Origin of the sequence: Actinoallomurus purpureus (assembly GCF_024055795.1) — a bacterium.
Lineage (GTDB): Bacteria > Actinomycetota > Actinomycetes > Streptosporangiales > Streptosporangiaceae > Actinoallomurus > Actinoallomurus purpureus.
Genome location: NZ_JAMXMY010000002.1, coordinates 168851 through 184045, shown reverse-complemented (window position 1 = coordinate 184045; position 15195 = coordinate 168851). Strand labels below are relative to the sequence as shown.

Here is a 15195-nt window from a genome sequence, read left to right as displayed (position 1 = left end):
GGTCAGCGAACGAACAGCTGGTTTGCGGCCGACTGCGCCAGGTGAAGCGCTGGGCCGGGAATCACGCCGAGGACCAGGGTAACGAACGCCCCAACGGCGACCGCCGTCGCGGTCGTCGGGCTGAACACCACGCTCGGGCCGTCGGCCGCCGGCTCGCTGAAGAACATCAGCACGATGACCCGGGCGTAGAAGAACGCGGCGATCGCGGAGGACACCACACCGACGATCACGAGCGGCAGCGCACCGCCGGCGACCGCCGCCTGGAAGACCGCGAACTTCCCGGTGAACCCGCTGGTCAGCGGGATACCGGCGAACGCCAGCAGGAAGAAGGCGAACGTCCCGGCGACGAGCGGCTGGCGCTTGCCCAGCCCCGCCCAGCGGGACAGGTGTCCGGCCTCGCCACCGGCGTCCCGCACCATCGTGATGACGGCGAACGCGCCCACGGTCGTGAAGCCGTACGCGGCCAGGTAGAACAGTGTGCCGGACAGGCCCGCCTTGTTGGTCGCGATGACGCCGGTCAGCAGGAAGCCGCCGTGCGCGATGGAGGAGTACGCCAGCATCCGCTTCACGTCGGTCTGGGTGATCGCGACGATCGCGCCGGTCAGCATCGTGAGGATCGCGACGGCCCACATCATCGGGCGCCAGTCCCAGCGCAGCGTCTCCAGGCCGACGTAGAACACCCGCAGGATGGCGCCGACCGCGGCGACCACGGTGCAGGAGGCCATCAGCGCGGTGATCGCCGTGGGAGCGCCCTGGTACACGTCCGGCTTCCACGCCTGGAACGGCGCGGCGCCGACCTTGAAGAGCAGGCCGACCGAGAGCAGGGCGACGCCCGCCAGCAGCAGCGGCTCGGTGCCGCTCTGCTTGCTGATCGCCGCCGCGATGTCCGACAGGCGCACCGAGCCCGCGTAGCCGTACAGCAGCGCGGTGCCGTAGAGGAAGAACGCCGAGGAGAACGCGCCCAGCAGGAAGTACTTCACCGCGGCCTCCTGCGAGAGCAGGCGGCGGCGCCGCGCGAGGCCGCACAGGAGGTACAGCGGCAGCGACATGACCTCGAGGGCCACGAACATCGTCAGCAGGTCGTTCGACGCCGGGAAGATCAGCATGCCGCCGACGGCGAACAGCACGAGCGGGAAGACCTCGGTCTGCACGAGCCCCGCGACGAGACCCTCGCGCTCCTCAGGACTGCCGGGAACGGTCGACGCCTGGGCCGTGAACGGGCTGGCCTCGTGCGTCCGCTCGGCGATCAGCAGCATCGACATCAGGGCGAGGACGAGGATCGTGCCCTGGATGAACAGGGTCGGCCCGTCGACGCCGATCGCGCCCATCGCCGCGACGTGGTGCGGCTGGTCGCCGAGGCCCAGTGCGATCGTCCAGGCGAACGCCGCGACGAGGCCGACCGCAGAGACCAGGACCTGCAGCCCGTACCGCTGGGCGCGGGGCGCGAGGGCCTCGACGAGCACGCCGACGGACGCCGCCCCGAGCACGATCAGGATCGGCGCGAGCCGCCCGTATTCGAGGTGGGGAGCTGGAATGTCCCCCGCCGCCAATACCACGGGTGTCACTGGTGGCTTCCCTTCTCGGCGATCGTCGGCTTCGGGTCCTGCTGGTGGACCTGGACCAGTGTCTGCTTCACCGACGGGTTGATGACGTCCAGCACCGGCTTCGGGTAGAAGCCGAGCGCGACGATGATCGCGATGATCGGCGCGATGACGATCAGCTCGCGCTTCGACAGGTCGCTCATGCCCTTGACCGCCTCGGCGGTCGGGCCGTTCATCGTCCGCTGGTACATCCACAGGATGTAGACGGCGGCCAGGATGATGCCGACCGTCGCGATGACCGCGGGCACCTTGTAGCGGGTGAACGTGCCGACCAGGACCAGGAACTCCGAGACGAAGCTCGACAGACCCGGCAGCGACAGGCCGGACAGACCCGCGACGAGGAAGGTGCCGGCCAGCAGCGGGGCGACCTTCTGCACGCCGCCGTACGCGTCGATCCGAGCCGAGCCGCGACGGGTGATCATGAATCCGGCGAGCAGGAACAGCGCGCCGGTCGAGAACCCGTGGTTGACCATGTACAGCGTCGCGCCACTCTGGCCCTGCGTGGTCATCGCGAAGATGCCCAGCGTGATGAAGCCGAAGTGCGAGATCGACGTGTACGCGATCAGACGCTTGATGTCGACCTGGCCGATCGCGAGGACCGCGCCGTACACGATGCCGACCACCGACAGGGTCAGCACGACCGGTGTGAACCACTTGGCCGCACCCGGGAACAGTTCAAGGCAGAACCGCAGCATCCCGAAGGTGCCGACCTTGTCGAGCACGCCGACGATCAGCACGGCGGCGCCGGTGGGCGCCTGGCCCGCGGCGTCGGGCAGCCAGGTGTGGAACGGCACGAGCGGCGCCTTGATCGCGAACGCGATGAAGAAGCCGAGGAACAGCCACTTGGCCGTGGTCGGCGCGATGTGGAGGTTCCGCAGCTCGTCGAACAGGAACGTGCCGTGGCCCGCGTTGGCCGAGACGACGTACAGGCCGATGACGGCGGCGAGCATCAGCAGGCCGCCGAACAGCGAGTACAGCAGGAACTTGACCGCGGCGTACGACCGCTGCGGACCGCCGTAGGACCCGATGATGAAGTACACCGGGAACAGCATCGCCTCGAAGAAGACGTAGAACAGGAAGATGTCGGTCGCCGCGAAGACGCCGATCATCATCGCCTCGAGGCTGAGCAGCAGCGCGAAGTAGGTCTTCACCGACCGCTTCGGCGGGTTGTCGACGCCGCCCGAGCGCTCCGCGTCGTTCCAGGAGGCCAGCACGACCAGCGGCACCAGGATCGCCGACAGCACGATGAGCACGAGCGCGACGCCGTCGACGCCGACCGCGTAGTGCACGCCGAACTGCTTGATCCACCAGTACTTCTCGGTGAACTGGAACCGCGGCCCGTCCGCCTTGAACCGGAGCGCCATCACCACGGTGAGCACCGCGACGATCAGCGTGACGACGAGCGCGGCGCGCTTGGCCAGCGCGTCCTTGCCCTTCGGCAGCAGCGCGACCAGCAGCGCCCCGATGGCGGGAATCGCGATGAGGGCAGTCAGCATGAGGCGACCTTCCAGGGCGGCAGGGAAGTCGTGGCGACCACTAGATCCTCACCAGGAACAGGGCGGCCACGACGAGCGCGGCGCCGACGAACATTGACAGGGCGTACGAGCGGACGAAGCCGGTCTGCACGCGCCGCACCCTCCCGGACGTCCCTCCGATGAACGCCGCGAGGCCGTTGACGAGGCCGTCGACGCCGCGGTTGTCGAAGTAGACGGTGAGGCGGGTCAGCCACTGGCCGGGCCGCATGAACAGCGACTCGTTGAGCGCGTCGCCGTACAGGTCCCTGCGGGCGAAGGTGGTGGCGACGTTGCCCGCCGGGGCCGTGCGCGGGATCGGGCGCCGCAGGTACTGCACGTACGCGAGGCCGACACCGACCACCATGAGCGCGAACACGATCACGGTGTACGGCGTGATCAGCTTGTGCCCCGCCTCCGGCTCGCCCACGACCGGCGCGAGGAAGTTCGCGAACCGGTCGCCGGCGATGAGGAAGGCGCCGCCCGCGATCGAGCCGATCGCCAGCAGGATCAGCGGGATCGTCATGACCCTCGGCGACTCGTGCGGGTGCACGTCCTCGTCCCAGCGCGGCTCGCCGAAGAACGTCATGAACATGACGCGGGACATGTAGTACGCGGTGATGCCGGCGCCGAGCAGCGCGAGCCAGCCGAGGATCTGGCCGGACGTGCCGCCCTTCTCGAAGGCGGCGTCGATGATGCCGTCCTTGGTCCACCAGCCGGACAGGCCGGGGAAGCCGATGATCGCGAGGTAGCCGAGGCCGAACGTCGCGAACGTGATCGGCATGTACTTCCGCAGGCCGCCGTACTTGCGCATGTTCACGTCATCGTTCATCGCGTGCATGACCGAGCCGGCGCCGAGGAACAGGCCGGCCTTGAAGAAGCCGTGCGCGATGAGGTGGGCGATGGCGAAGACGTAGCCGGGGCGGCCGAGGCCGGCCGCCAGGACCATGTAGCCGATCTGCGACATCGTCGATCCGGCGAGTGCCTTCTTGATGTCGTCCTTGGCGCAACCGATGATCGCACCGGCGAGCAGCGTGGCCGCGCCGACGATCGTGACGAGCAGCCGCGCGTCCGGCGACAGCTCGAAGATGACGTGGGAGCGGACGATCAGGTAGACGCCCGCGGTCACCATCGTGGCGGCGTGGATGAGCGCCGACACCGGGGTCGGGCCCTCCATGGCGTCCAGGAGCCAGGACTGCAGCGGGAGCTGCGCGGACTTACCGCAGGCGCCGAGGAGGAGCAGCAGGCCGATCGCGGTGACCGTGCCGTGGGACGCCTCGGACGCGTGGCCGAAGACGTTCTGGAAGCTCAGCGAACCGAACGTCGCGAACATCACCATGACCGCGACGGACAGGCCGAAGTCACCGACCCGGTTGACGATGAACGCCTTCTTGGCCGCCGTGGCCGCGCTCGGCTTGTACTGCCAGAACCCGATCAGCAGGTACGAGGCGAGACCGACGCCCTCCCAGCCGATGTACAGGCCGATGTAGTTGTCGGCCAGCACGAGCAGCAGCATCGCCGCCACGAACAGGTTGAGGTAGGCGAAGAACCGCCGCCGGTCCGGGTCGTGGGCCATGTAGCCGATCGAGTAGATGTGGATCAGCGACCCGACGCCGGTGATCAGCAGCACGAAGCTGATCGACAGCGGGTCGATCCACAGGTTCATGTCGACGTTGAGCGACCCTGCCGGGATGTACTGAAACAGGTGCACCAGGTTGGTGCGGTCGTCGCCCTTCTGACCCAGCATCGCCGCGAAGGCGAGCGCGCCGACGAGGAAGGCCCCGAGGGACATCGCGGTGCCCAGCAGGTGGCCCCACTTGTCGGTGCGGCGCCCGCCCAGCAGCAGGATCGCCGCGCCGGCCAGGGGCAGGGCGATCAGCAGCCATGTGGCGGACAGGACGCCGGTGGCGGCGTGCGGATGCTGCACCACTTCACCGGCGGCAAGGGCAGCGTTCATCGTGGTCATCGAGATGTCCTCAGTACTTCAGCAGGTTCGCGTCGTCGACCGACGAGGACTTCCTGCTCCGGAAGATCGTCATGATGATCGCCAGTCCGACGACGACCTCGGCCGCGGCCACCACCATCACGAAGAACGCGATGATCTGCCCGTCGAGGCTGCCGTGCATGCGGGCGAAGCTCACGAACGCCAGGTTGGTGGCGTTGAGCATGAGCTCGACGCACATGAAGACCACGATGGCGTTACGGCGGATGAGCACGCCGACCGCGCCGATCGTGAACAGGATGGCGGACAGAACCAGGTAGTGGTCCGTCACTGTTCCTCCTCCTCGACCTCGACCGGCTTGTCGATCACGGCCTTGACCGTCTTGGTGTCCTGCCGGGCGACCACCTCGGGCGACGCGCCGTGCAGGTCCTCGTGCTCCCCGGTACGGCGCCGGGAGATGACCGGGCTGACCGACAGCTCCGAGATGGTGCCGTCCGGCAGCAGCGCCGGCATGTCGACGGCGTTGTGCCGGGCGTATGTGCCGGGCGGCGGCAGCGGCGCGACGCGGTCGCTCTTGATCCGCTCCTTGGACAGCTGCTTCTGCGTCGGCTTCGGCCGGAGCCGCTCGCGGTGCGTCAGCACCATCGCGCCCAGCGCCGCAGTGATCAGCAGGGCGCTGGTCACCTCGAACGCGAAGACGTACTTGGTGAAGATCAGCCGTGCCAGGCCCATGACGTTGCCGCCATTGGCGTTGGCGTCTTTCAGGCCGGTCGTCTTCGGCAGCGTCGCGTGACCGAACCCGACCAGCAGCAGGACGACGAACCCGATGCCCACGAGCGCGGCGGCGACGCGCTGGCCCTTGATCGTCTCGACCAGGGAGTCGGTGGAGCTGACGCCGATGATCATGACGACGAACAGGAAGAGCATCAGCACCGCGCCGGTGTAGACGATCACCTGCACGAAGGCCAGGAACGGCGCCTCGTTCACGGCGTACAGCACCGCGAACGAGAACATCACCGTGGCCAGCATGAGGGCCGAGTGCACGGCCTTCCGCGTAAGGATCATGCCGAGGGCCGCCGCGACCGAGATGACGGCGAGGACCCAGAAGATCGCGCTCTCGCCGGTCTGGTGTGCGCCCGCGGCCACTACCCCGGTCATTTGGCACCGTCCTTGGACTCGCTCTTGGCGCCGAGGCGGTAGTAGTCCTCCTCGGTCTCGCCGAGACGCATCTCGTGCGGCGGAGCCTCCATGCCCTCGATCAGCGGCGCGAGCAGCATCTCCTTGGTGTAGATGAGGCTCTCGCGGCTGACGTCGGCGAGCTCGTACTCGTTGGTCATCGTGAGCGCCCGGGTCGGGCACGCCTCGATGCACAGCCCGCAGAGGATGCACCGCAGGTAGTTGATCTGGTAGACGCGGCCGTAGCGCTCACCCGGAGAGAACCGCTCCTCCGAGGTGTTGTCCGCGCCCTCGACGTAGATCGCGTCCGCCGGACACGCCCAGGCGCACAGCTCGCAGCCGACGCACTTCTCCAGGCCGTCGGGCCAGCGGTTCAGCTGGTGACGGCCGTGGAAACGCGGCGCGGTCGGCTTCTTGACCTCGGGGTACTCCACCACCTCGGTCTTGCTGAGCATCTGGTGGAACGCGACGCCGAACCCCTTGATCGGGTTCAGGAAATCAAGCACGGGTGGCCTCCGCAGAGTTGGACGCACTGGCGTTGCCGGCGCCGTGGTAGTGCGGCGCGTCGAGCGGCGGCACCGGGAACCCGCCCGCCATCGGGTCGCGCTCCACTCCGGCCTCCGCCTCCTCCGGCTCCGCCTCGCTCTTCGACGTCCGCTCCCAGACGAACGAGCCGAGCAGCAGGAGCACGGCGATCAGGGCGGCGACCAGCATGATCGGCCCGACGTCGTGCTTCTCGTTACGCAGGGCCCGCACCGCCGACACGAAGAGGATCCAGCCGAGCGAGACCGGGATGAGGACCTTCCAGCCGAGCTTCATCAGCTGGTCGTAGCGGACCCGCGGCAGGGCGGCGCGCAGCCAGATGAAGAAGAAGGTGAACATCCAGATCTTGATGAGGAACCACAGGACCGGCCACCAGCCGGCGTTGGCCCCGGACCAGAACCAGGTGATCGGCCAGGGCGCGCGGTAGCCGCCGAGGAACAGCGTCACACACAGCGCCGACAGCGTCGTCATGTTCACGTACTCGGCGAGGTAGAACATCATGAACTTCAGCGACGAGTACTCGGTGTGGTAGCCGGCGACCAGCTCGCCCTCGCCCTCGGGCAGGTCGAACGGGATACGGCCCGACTCCCCCATCATCGTGAAGATGTAGATCACGAACGACGGGAGCAGCAGCACCGCGTACCAGGACGGCGTGTGGAACGTCATCCCGGCGACGTGGAATGCCGAGCCGTGCGCCTGCGCCGCGACGATCTCCGAGGTGGACAGCGACCCGGCGAACAGGAACACCGCCACGAACGAAAGGCCCATCGCGATCTCGTACGAGATCACCTGGGCACTGGAGCGCAGACCGCCGAGCAGGGCGTAGGGCGACATCGACGACCAGCCGGCGAGGACGAAGCCGTACACGCCGATCGAGGCCATCGCCAGCGGCAGCAGCACCGCCACTGGCAGGTCGGCCAACTGCAGCGGCGTCTTGTGCCCGCCGATCGAGACGATCCCGCCCCACGGGATGATCGAGAACGACACCATCGCGGGCGCGGCGGCGAGGATCGGCGCGAGGAAGAACACGACCTTGTCCACGCCGCGCGGGACGATGTCCTCCTTCAGCGCGCCCTTGATGCCGTCGAACAGCGCCTGCAGGATGCCGAAGGGGCCGGCGCGGTTCGGGCCCGGCCTCAGCTGCATCCGGCCGATGACCCGGCGCTCCGCCCAGACGGTGATGAGCACCGTCAGCAGCAGGAACACGAAGATCACCAGGGCCTTGGCGCCGATCAGCCACCATGGGTCATGGCCGAAGCTGTTCAGCGTGGCGCCCTCGGCGAGGACGTGGGTGGCGTTCATGCGACGCTCCCGTTCTGGATCTTCACGACCGCCCCGGCCGAAACGCCCAGGTCCCGGTGGACCGCGCAGCCTGGGGAGTTCTCGGGGAGCCAGACCACGCGATCCGGCATGTCGACGATCTCCAGCGGCAGGGTGATCTCGCCGTGTGCCGTGGCCACGGTGACCTTCCCGTCCACTGCGATCTCCTCGGCCGTCGCCGCGCTCAGGCGCGCGACCGGCGCCTTGGCGGTGCCCGCGAGGTACGGCTCGCCGTCCTGCATCCGGCCCGCGTCGAGCAGCAGCCGCCAGGTGGCCAGCAGCGCCTCGCCCTTGCGCGGGTCGGTGGGCACGGCGGCGGGCACGCTCGGCAGGCTCGGCCGGTCGCCGCGGAACGCGCCGAGTGCGGCGAGCTCACGGCGGGCCGTGGCCGGGTCCGGCAGGCCCAGGTGGACGTCGAGCTCGTCGGCGATGGCCGCCAGCACCTTCAGGTCCGACATGACGCCGGGGGTCCCCAGGACGACGTCGAACGGGCGGCCGCGGCCCTCCCAGTTGACGAAGGTCCCGGCCTTCTGCGTCACCGTCGCGACCGGCAGCACGACGTCGGCCCGGTCGGTGACCGCGCTGACCCGCTGCTCCAGGCTGACGATGAACGGGGTGTTCTCCAGCGCCGCCAGGGCCCCGGCCGGGTCCGGCAGGTCGTACGGGTCGACGCCGCCGATGAGCAGCGCGTCGATCCCGCCGTCCCACGCGGCGGCGAGGATGCCCTCGGTGTCGCGGCCGGGCGTCTCGGGCAGGCCGCTCACGGTCCAGGCCCGCGCGACCTCGGCGCGCGCCGAGGCGTCGGTGACCGGACGGCCGATCGGCAGCAGCGTCGGCAGCGCACCGGCCTCGATGGCGCCGCGCTCACCGGCCCGGCGCGGAACCCACGCGAGGCGGGCGCCGGTGGCCGTGGCCAGCCGGCCGGCGGCCGACAGCGCGCCGGGCACCGACGCGAGCCGCTCGCCGATCAGCACGATCGCGCCCTCGGCCTTGAGCAGCTCGGCCGCGGCCTCGCCCGCGTCGTCGAGGTTCGTCCCGGTGATCAGGTCGCCGAGGGTCTCGGCCTCCCCGCCCGGCGCGGTCGTGAGCAGCGTGCCGGACACCTTGCGCAGGCCGCGCGTGGCGTACGGCGCGACGGAGTAGACCTTGAGCCCACGCTTGCGGGCCGCCTTCCGCAGCCGCAGGAAGACGATCGGCGACTCCTCCTCCGGCTCGAAGCCGGCGAGCAGCACCGCGGGGGCCTTCTCCAGGTCGGCGTAGGAGACCGTGATCGGCCTCCCGGCGACGGTCGCGGCGATGAACTCGGCCTCCTCGGCCGAGTGCGTGCGGGCGCGGAAGTCGATGTCGTTGGTGCCGAGCGCGATCCGGGCGAACTTGCTGTACGCGTAGGCGTCCTCGAGCGTGAGGCGGCCGCCGGTCAGCACGGCAGCGCCCTTGCCCCCGGCTGAGCCCCGGGCGCGGGCCAGGCCCTCGGCCGCGACGTTCAGCGCCTCCGGCCAGGACGCCGGCTCCAGCACGCCGTCCTCGTTACGGATCAGCGGGTGGGTGAGGCGGTCGGGCTGGCCGGCGTACGTGAACGCCCACCGGCCCTTGTCGCAGTTCCACTCCTCGTTGACCTGCGGGTCGTCACCGGCCAGGCGGCGCGTCACCTTGCCGCGCCGGTGGTCGGTGCGCTGGGCGCAGCCGGAGGCGCAGTGCTCGCAGACGCTCGGCGTCGACACCAGGTCGAACGGCCGGGAGCGGAAGCGGTACGCCGCGCCGGTCAGCGCGCCGACCGGGCAGATCTGCACCGTGTTGCCGGAGAAATAGGACTGGAACGGCTCGTCGGTCGCCGCGCCGACCTGCTCCTTGGCGCCGCGCTCGAACAGTTCGATGAAGGCGTCGCCGGCGATCTGGTCGGAGAACCGCGTGCAGCGGGCGCACTGGATGCACCGCTCGCGGTCCAGCAGCACCTCGGTGGACAGCGCGACCGGCTTCGGGAACGTCCGCTTCGTCTCGACGAAACGCGACTCGCCGCGGCCGTTGGACATCGCCTGGTTCTGCAGCGGGCACTCGCCGCCCTTGTCGCAGACCGGGCAGTCCAGCGGGTGGTTGATGAGCAGCAGCTCCATCACGCCGTGCTGGGCCTTGTCCGCCGCCGGCGAGGTCAGCTGGGTCTTGATGACCATGTTCGGCATCACGGTGGTGGTGCACGACGCCTGCGGCTTGGGCATCGGGCGCCCGTTGCCGGCGTCGGGGATCTCCACCAGGCACTGCCGGCACGCGCCGATCGGGTCGAGCAGCGGATGGTCACAGAACCGCGGGATCTGGATGCCGAGCAGCTCGGCGGCCCGGATGATCAGCGTGCCCTTGGGGACGCTGATCTCGAAGCCGTCGATCGTGACGGAGATCAGGTCCTCGCGCTGCTCGACCCCGGTGCTGTCGCTGGTGACGGTCACTTTCCACCTGCCCACGCGGTCGAGGCGGCCCGGTCGAAGGGACAGCCGCCCTGTTCGAAGTGCTGGATGTACTCGTCCCGGAAGTACTGGATGGACGAGGTCACCGGGCTGGTCGCGCCGTCGCCGAGGGCGCAGAACGATCGGCCGAGGATGTTGTCCGACAGGTCGAGGAGGGTGTCGAGGTCCTTCTCGCTGCCCTCGCCCTTCTCCAGTCGCTTCAGCATCTGCTTGTACCAGTAGGTGCCCTCGCGGCACGGCGTGCACTTGCCGCACGACTCGTGCGCGTAGAACTCGCTCCAGCGCAGCACCGCCCGTACGACGCAGGTCGTCTCGTCGAAGAGCTGCAGCGCCCGGGTGCCGAGCATGGAACCCGCCGCGCCGACGGACTCGAAGTCCAGCGGCACGTCGAGGTGCTCGTCGGTGAACAGCGGCGTCGAGGAGCCGCCCGGCGTCCAGAACTTCAGCCGGTGGCCGTTCCGGATGCCGCCCGCCATGTCGAGCAGCTCGCGGAGCGTGATGCCCAGCGGCGCCTCGTACTGGCCCGGCCGGGTCACGTGCCCGGACAGGCTGAAGATGCCGAAGCCCTTGGACTTCTCGGTGCCCATCGCGGCGAACCAGTCGGCGCCGTTCTCGATGATCCCGGGAACACTGGCGATCGACTCGACGTTGTTGATCACGGTGGGTCCGCCGTACAGGCCAGCGACCGCCGGGAAGGGGGGCTTGAGCCGGGGTTGGCCGCGGAACCCCTCGAGGGAGTCGAGCAGCGCCGTCTCCTCGCCGCAGATGTACGCGCCGGCGCCGGAGTGCACGACGAGCTCCAGGTCGAACCCGGAGCCGAGGATGTTCGCCCCGAGGTATCCGGCCTCGTACGCGTCGGCGACGGCCTGCTGCAGCCGCCGGATCACGTGCACCACCTCACCGCGCACGTAGATGAACGCGTGGTTGGCGCGGATCGCGAACGCGCTGATGATGATGCCCTCGACCAGCACGTGCGGGTTGGCCAGCATGAGCGGGATGTCCTTGCACGTGCCCGGCTCGGACTCGTCCGCGTTGACCACCAGGTAGTGCGGCTTGCCGTCGCCCTGGGGGATGAAGCCCCACTTCAGGCCGGTCGGGAAGCCCGCGCCGCCACGGCCGCGCAGCCCGGAGTCCTTCACCGCCTGGATGATGTCGCCTGGGTTCATGCCCAGGGCCGTGCGGAAGGCCTGGTACCCGCTGGCGTTCTCGTACCCGCGCAGCGTGAACGAGTCGGCCTGGTCCCACGTCTTCGTGAGGATGGGGGTCAGAGTGGTCATTTGGTCTCCTGCTCGGGCTCAGGAGCGGTCCAGCCGTTGCGCTTGGCCAGCTCCAGGCCGCGCAACGACTCCGGGCCGGCCTGCACGCCCTCTCCGGCGCGTCCGTCATTGAAACCGGCGAGCACCCGCGACGCCTGCTTCCAGCTGCACACCGAGCCCGGACCGCGGGTCGGCGCCACCGGCTTTCCGGCGCGCAGGTCGTCGACGAGCCGCTTGGCCTTCTCCGGCGTCATGTCGTCGAAGAACTCCCAGTTGACCATCACCACGGGAGCGAAGTCGCAGGCCGCGTTGCACTCGATCCGCTCGAGGCTGACCTTGCCGTCCTCGGTCGCCTCGTCGTGACCGACGCCGACGTGCGAGGACAGCTCCTCCCAGATCTGGTCGCCGCCCATGACCGCGCACAGCGTGTTGATGCAGACGCCGACGTGGTAGTCCCCGACCGGCTCGCGCTTGTACTGCGTGTAGAAGGTCGCGACGCCCGTCACCTGCGCGGGCGTGATGCCCAGCATGTCGGCGCAGAACTGGATGCCGCCCTCGCTGACGTACCCGACCTCGGACTGAACCAGGTGCAGCATCGGCAGCAGCGCCGACCGGGGCTTCGGGTAGCGCGCGATGATCTCCTTGGCGTCGCGCTCGAGCCGCGCGCGCACCTCGGGGTCGAGAGTCGCGCCCCCCTCGTGCGCCACGACGCCGGCGGCACGTTCGGTGCGCTGCTCGTCTCGGTTCTCGTCTCGACCGGTCATCGGTCGACTCCCCCCATCACCGGGTCGATGCTGGCCACCGCGGCGATGATGTCGGCGACCTGGCCGCCCTCGGACATCGCCGGGGCCGCCTGCAGGTTGGTGAACGACGGGTCGCGGAAGTGCACGCGGTACGGGCGGGTGCCGCCGTCGCTGACCGCGTGACAGCCGAGCTCGCCGCGCGGCGACTCCACCGCGGCGTACACCTGGCCGGCCGGCACGCGGAATCCCTCGGTCACCAGCTTGAAGTGGTGGATGAGGGCCTCCATGGACTGGCCCATGATGTGCGCGATGTGGTTCGGCGAGTTGCCCATGCCGTCGGGCCCCAGCGCGAGCTGCGCCGGCCAGCCGATCTTCTTGTCCTCGATCATCACCGGGCCCGACCTGGCGGAGCCGGAGCTCAGCCGGTCGAGGCACTGCTCGATGATCTTCAGGGACTCGTCCATCTCGGCCATGCGCACGAGGTAGCGGCCGTACACGTCGCAGGTCTGCTGCGTCGGCACGTCGAACTCGTACGTCTCGTAGCCGCAGTACGGCTGCGTCTTGCGCAGGTCCCACGGCAGGCCCGCGGAGCGCAGGACCGGGCCGGTGATGCCCAGCGCCATGCAGCCGGTCACGTCGAGGTAGGCGATGTCCTTCGTACGGGCGACGAACACGGGGTTCGCGTCGAGGAGCTTGCGCAGCTGCTTGAGCCGGTGCTTCTCCCGCTTGACGAAGTCACCGATCTTGTCGATCGCACCCGGCGGGAGGTCCTGCGCGACGCCGCCCGGCCGGATGTAGGCCATGTTCATCCGCAGGCCCGCGACCATCTCGAAGATGTCCAGGGCGTACTCGCGCTCGATGAACCCGTTGAGCATGACGGTCGTGGCGCCGAGCTCCAGGCCGAAGGTCGCGATCGCGACCAGGTGCGAGGAGATCCGGTTGATCTCCATCATCATCACCCGGATGACCTGCGCCCGCTCCGGGACGTCGTCGGTGACGCCGAGCAGCTTCTCCACCGCGAGGCAGTAGGCCGCCTCGTTGAACAGCGGCGCGAGGTAGTCCATGCGGGTGCAGAACGTGGTCCCCTGGGTCCACGTCCGGTACTCCATGTTCTTCTCGATGCCGGTGTGGAGGTAGCCGATGCCCAGCCGCGTCTCGTCGACCGTCTCGCCGTCGAGCGTGAGGATCAGCCGGAGCACGCCGTGCGTCGACGGGTGCTGGGGACCCATGTTGATGACCATGCGGTCCTCGTCGCTGGTCGCGACGCCCTCGACGACCTGGTCCCAGTCCTGACCGTTGACGTTGTAGACGGTGCCCTCGGTGGCCTCACCGGCGCCGTACGCGTCGTAGTCGGTGGCGGTCATACGTAGGACCTCCTCTCGTCGGGCGGAGGCACCTTCGCCCCGCGGTACTCGACGGGGATGCCGCCGAGGGGGTAGTCCTTGCGCTGCGGGTGGCCCTGCCAGTCGTCCGGCATCATGATCCGGGTCAGCGCCGGGTGCCCGTCGAAGACGATCCCGAAGAAGTCGTACGTCTCGCGCTCGTGCCAGTCGTTGGTCGGGTAGACCGCGACGAGCGACGGGACGTGCGGGTCCGCGTCGGGGCAGGTGACCTCGAGCCGGACGCGCCGGTTGTGGGTCATCGACAGGAGCGGGTAGACCGCGTGCAGCTCCGCGCCGGTGTCCGCCGGGTAGTGCACGCCGGAGACGCCGGTGCACAGCTCGAAGCGCAGCTTCGGGTCGTCGCGCAGGACCTGGGCGACCTGCGCCAGGTGCTCGCGGCGGATGACGAGGGTCAGCTCGCCCCGGTCCACGACCACGCGCTCGATCGCCTCGCCGAACTCCGGGTACGCCCGCTCCAGCTCGTTCGCGATCTCGTCGAACTCGCCCTCGGCACCGGTGGTGCGGGGGCCGCCGTACGGGCGCGGGCTGGAGATCTTCGGGGACTGCCGGACGACGAGCCCGCCGTACCCGGAGGTGTCACCGGTCGTCTTGGCGCCGAACATGCCCAGGCGGGCGACCGGCTGCTCGTGCCTTTCTTCCTCGGCGCGGGCGGGCAGCTGGTCGGCCTGCTGCTCAGGGTGCTGGGAGCTCACGAGACCACCTCGGGCCGGTCGAGAAGGGGAAGCTGCCGGAGCTTGGCCTTCTCCAGCTCCTCGATCTCCTTCTTGCGGTGCACGCCCAGCTTGGTGTTCTGGATCTTGTCGTGCAGCTTGAGAATGGCGTCCAGCAGCATCTCCGGGCGCGGCGGGCAGCCGGGCAGGTAGATGTCGACCGGGACGATGTGGTCGACGCCCTGGACGATCGCGTAGTTGTTGAACATGCCGCCGGAAGAGGCGCACACGCCCATCGCGATGACCCACTTCGGCGAGGCCATCTGGTCGTAGATCTGCCGGAGCACGGGGGCCATCTTCTGGCTCACCCGGCCGGCCACGATCATCAGATCGGCCTGCCGGGGCGAGCCCGACGCCCGCTCCATGCCCCATCGGGAGAAGTCGTGGCGCGGGTCGCCCGACGCCATCATCTCGATGGCGCAACAGGCGAGGCCGAACGTCGCCGGCCACACCGAGCTCCTACGCGCCATTCCGATGACCTGCTCGACCGTGGTCAGCAGAACACCGCTGGGGAGTTTCTCTTCAAGGCCCATT

At 69.3% G+C, this 15195-nt stretch carries 13 protein-coding genes; all 13 read right to left on the bottom strand.

What is annotated here, in order from left to right; genetic code table 11:
* Positions 1 to 2: 2 nt before the first annotated feature.
* Genes nuoN through NE236_RS05405 form a run of 13 tightly spaced genes read right to left on the bottom strand, consistent with a single transcriptional unit; the run spans position 3 to position 15194 of the window.
* Positions 3 to 1565 (bottom strand): NADH-quinone oxidoreductase subunit NuoN, encoded by a 1563-nt coding sequence (gene nuoN, locus NE236_RS05465; RefSeq protein ID WP_252840694.1) that lies wholly within the window; start codon positions 1563 to 1565, stop codon positions 3 to 5.
* On the bottom strand, positions 1562 to 3097 hold the full coding sequence (locus tag NE236_RS05460; RefSeq protein WP_252840693.1) for an NADH-quinone oxidoreductase subunit M: 1536 nt from the start codon (positions 3095 to 3097) through the stop codon (positions 1562 to 1564). Before NE236_RS05460 ends, nuoN begins: the two co-directional genes overlap by 4 nt.
* 40 nt (positions 3098 to 3137) lie before the next feature.
* Positions 3138 to 5069 carry an NADH-quinone oxidoreductase subunit L gene (nuoL, locus tag NE236_RS05455; protein WP_252841144.1) on the bottom strand — a complete coding sequence of 644 codons (1932 nt, stop codon included), beginning with the start codon at positions 5067 to 5069 and terminating at the stop codon, positions 3138 to 3140.
* 19 nt (positions 5070 to 5088) lie between these two features.
* Positions 5089 to 5385, bottom strand: a complete 297-nt coding sequence (gene nuoK / locus NE236_RS05450; RefSeq protein ID WP_252840692.1) for an NADH-quinone oxidoreductase subunit NuoK — start codon at positions 5383 to 5385, stop codon at positions 5089 to 5091.
* Entirely contained in the window at positions 5382 to 6212 is an 831-nt protein-coding gene (locus NE236_RS05445; RefSeq protein ID WP_252840691.1) for an NADH-quinone oxidoreductase subunit J, read from the bottom strand. The genes nuoK and NE236_RS05445 overlap by 4 nt, the downstream gene beginning before the upstream one ends.
* The gene (nuoI, locus tag NE236_RS05440) at positions 6209 to 6736 is read right to left on the bottom strand and encodes an NADH-quinone oxidoreductase subunit NuoI (RefSeq protein ID WP_252840690.1); all 528 of its coding nucleotides are present in this window, start codon (positions 6734 to 6736) and stop codon (positions 6209 to 6211) included. Before nuoI ends, NE236_RS05445 begins: the two co-directional genes overlap by 4 nt.
* Positions 6729 to 8075, bottom strand: a complete 1347-nt coding sequence (gene nuoH / locus NE236_RS05435) for an NADH-quinone oxidoreductase subunit NuoH (protein ID WP_252840689.1) — start codon at positions 8073 to 8075, stop codon at positions 6729 to 6731. Before nuoH ends, nuoI begins: the two co-directional genes overlap by 8 nt.
* Positions 8072 to 10531, bottom strand: a complete 2460-nt coding sequence (locus tag NE236_RS05430; RefSeq protein ID WP_252840688.1) for an NADH-quinone oxidoreductase subunit G — start codon at positions 10529 to 10531, stop codon at positions 8072 to 8074. Before NE236_RS05430 ends, nuoH begins: the two co-directional genes overlap by 4 nt.
* Positions 10528 to 11826 (bottom strand): NADH-quinone oxidoreductase subunit NuoF, encoded by a 1299-nt coding sequence (gene nuoF / locus NE236_RS05425; RefSeq protein WP_252840687.1) that lies wholly within the window; start codon positions 11824 to 11826, stop codon positions 10528 to 10530. The genes NE236_RS05430 and nuoF overlap by 4 nt, the downstream gene beginning before the upstream one ends.
* Positions 11823 to 12569, bottom strand: a complete 747-nt coding sequence (nuoE, locus tag NE236_RS05420; protein WP_252840686.1) for an NADH-quinone oxidoreductase subunit NuoE — start codon at positions 12567 to 12569, stop codon at positions 11823 to 11825. Before nuoE ends, nuoF begins: the two co-directional genes overlap by 4 nt.
* Positions 12566 to 13912, bottom strand: a complete 1347-nt coding sequence (locus NE236_RS05415; RefSeq protein WP_252840685.1) for an NADH-quinone oxidoreductase subunit D — start codon at positions 13910 to 13912, stop codon at positions 12566 to 12568. The genes nuoE and NE236_RS05415 overlap by 4 nt, the downstream gene beginning before the upstream one ends.
* On the bottom strand, positions 13909 to 14643 hold the full coding sequence (locus NE236_RS05410) for an NADH-quinone oxidoreductase subunit C (protein ID WP_252840684.1): 735 nt from the start codon (positions 14641 to 14643) through the stop codon (positions 13909 to 13911). The genes NE236_RS05415 and NE236_RS05410 overlap by 4 nt, the downstream gene beginning before the upstream one ends.
* The gene (locus NE236_RS05405; protein ID WP_252840683.1) at positions 14640 to 15194 is read right to left on the bottom strand and encodes a NuoB/complex I 20 kDa subunit family protein; all 555 of its coding nucleotides are present in this window, start codon (positions 15192 to 15194) and stop codon (positions 14640 to 14642) included. Before NE236_RS05405 ends, NE236_RS05410 begins: the two co-directional genes overlap by 4 nt.
* Position 15195: the final 1 nt, after the last annotated feature.

Bases quoted from the DNA above. Each gene is read 5' to 3' on its own strand.
- nuoL (WP_252841144.1), bottom strand. From the start codon at position 5,069: ATGAACGCTGCCCTTGCCGCCGGTGAAGTGGTGCAGCATCCGCACGCC.
- NE236_RS05405 (WP_252840683.1), bottom strand. From the start codon at position 15,194: ATGGGCCTTGAAGAGAAACTCCCCAGCGGTGTTCTGCTGACCACGGTC.
- NE236_RS05460 (WP_252840693.1), bottom strand. From the start codon at position 3,097: ATGCTGACTGCCCTCATCGCGATTCCCGCCATCGGGGCGCTGCTGGTC.
- NE236_RS05415 (WP_252840685.1), bottom strand. From the start codon at position 13,912: ATGACCGCCACCGACTACGACGCGTACGGCGCCGGTGAGGCCACCGAG.
- nuoE (WP_252840686.1), bottom strand. From the start codon at position 12,569: ATGACCGGTCGAGACGAGAACCGAGACGAGCAGCGCACCGAACGTGCC.
- nuoF (WP_252840687.1), bottom strand. From the start codon at position 11,826: ATGACCACTCTGACCCCCATCCTCACGAAGACGTGGGACCAGGCCGAC.
- NE236_RS05445 (WP_252840691.1), bottom strand. From the start codon at position 6,212: ATGACCGGGGTAGTGGCCGCGGGCGCACACCAGACCGGCGAGAGCGCG.
- nuoH (WP_252840689.1), bottom strand. From the start codon at position 8,075: ATGAACGCCACCCACGTCCTCGCCGAGGGCGCCACGCTGAACAGCTTC.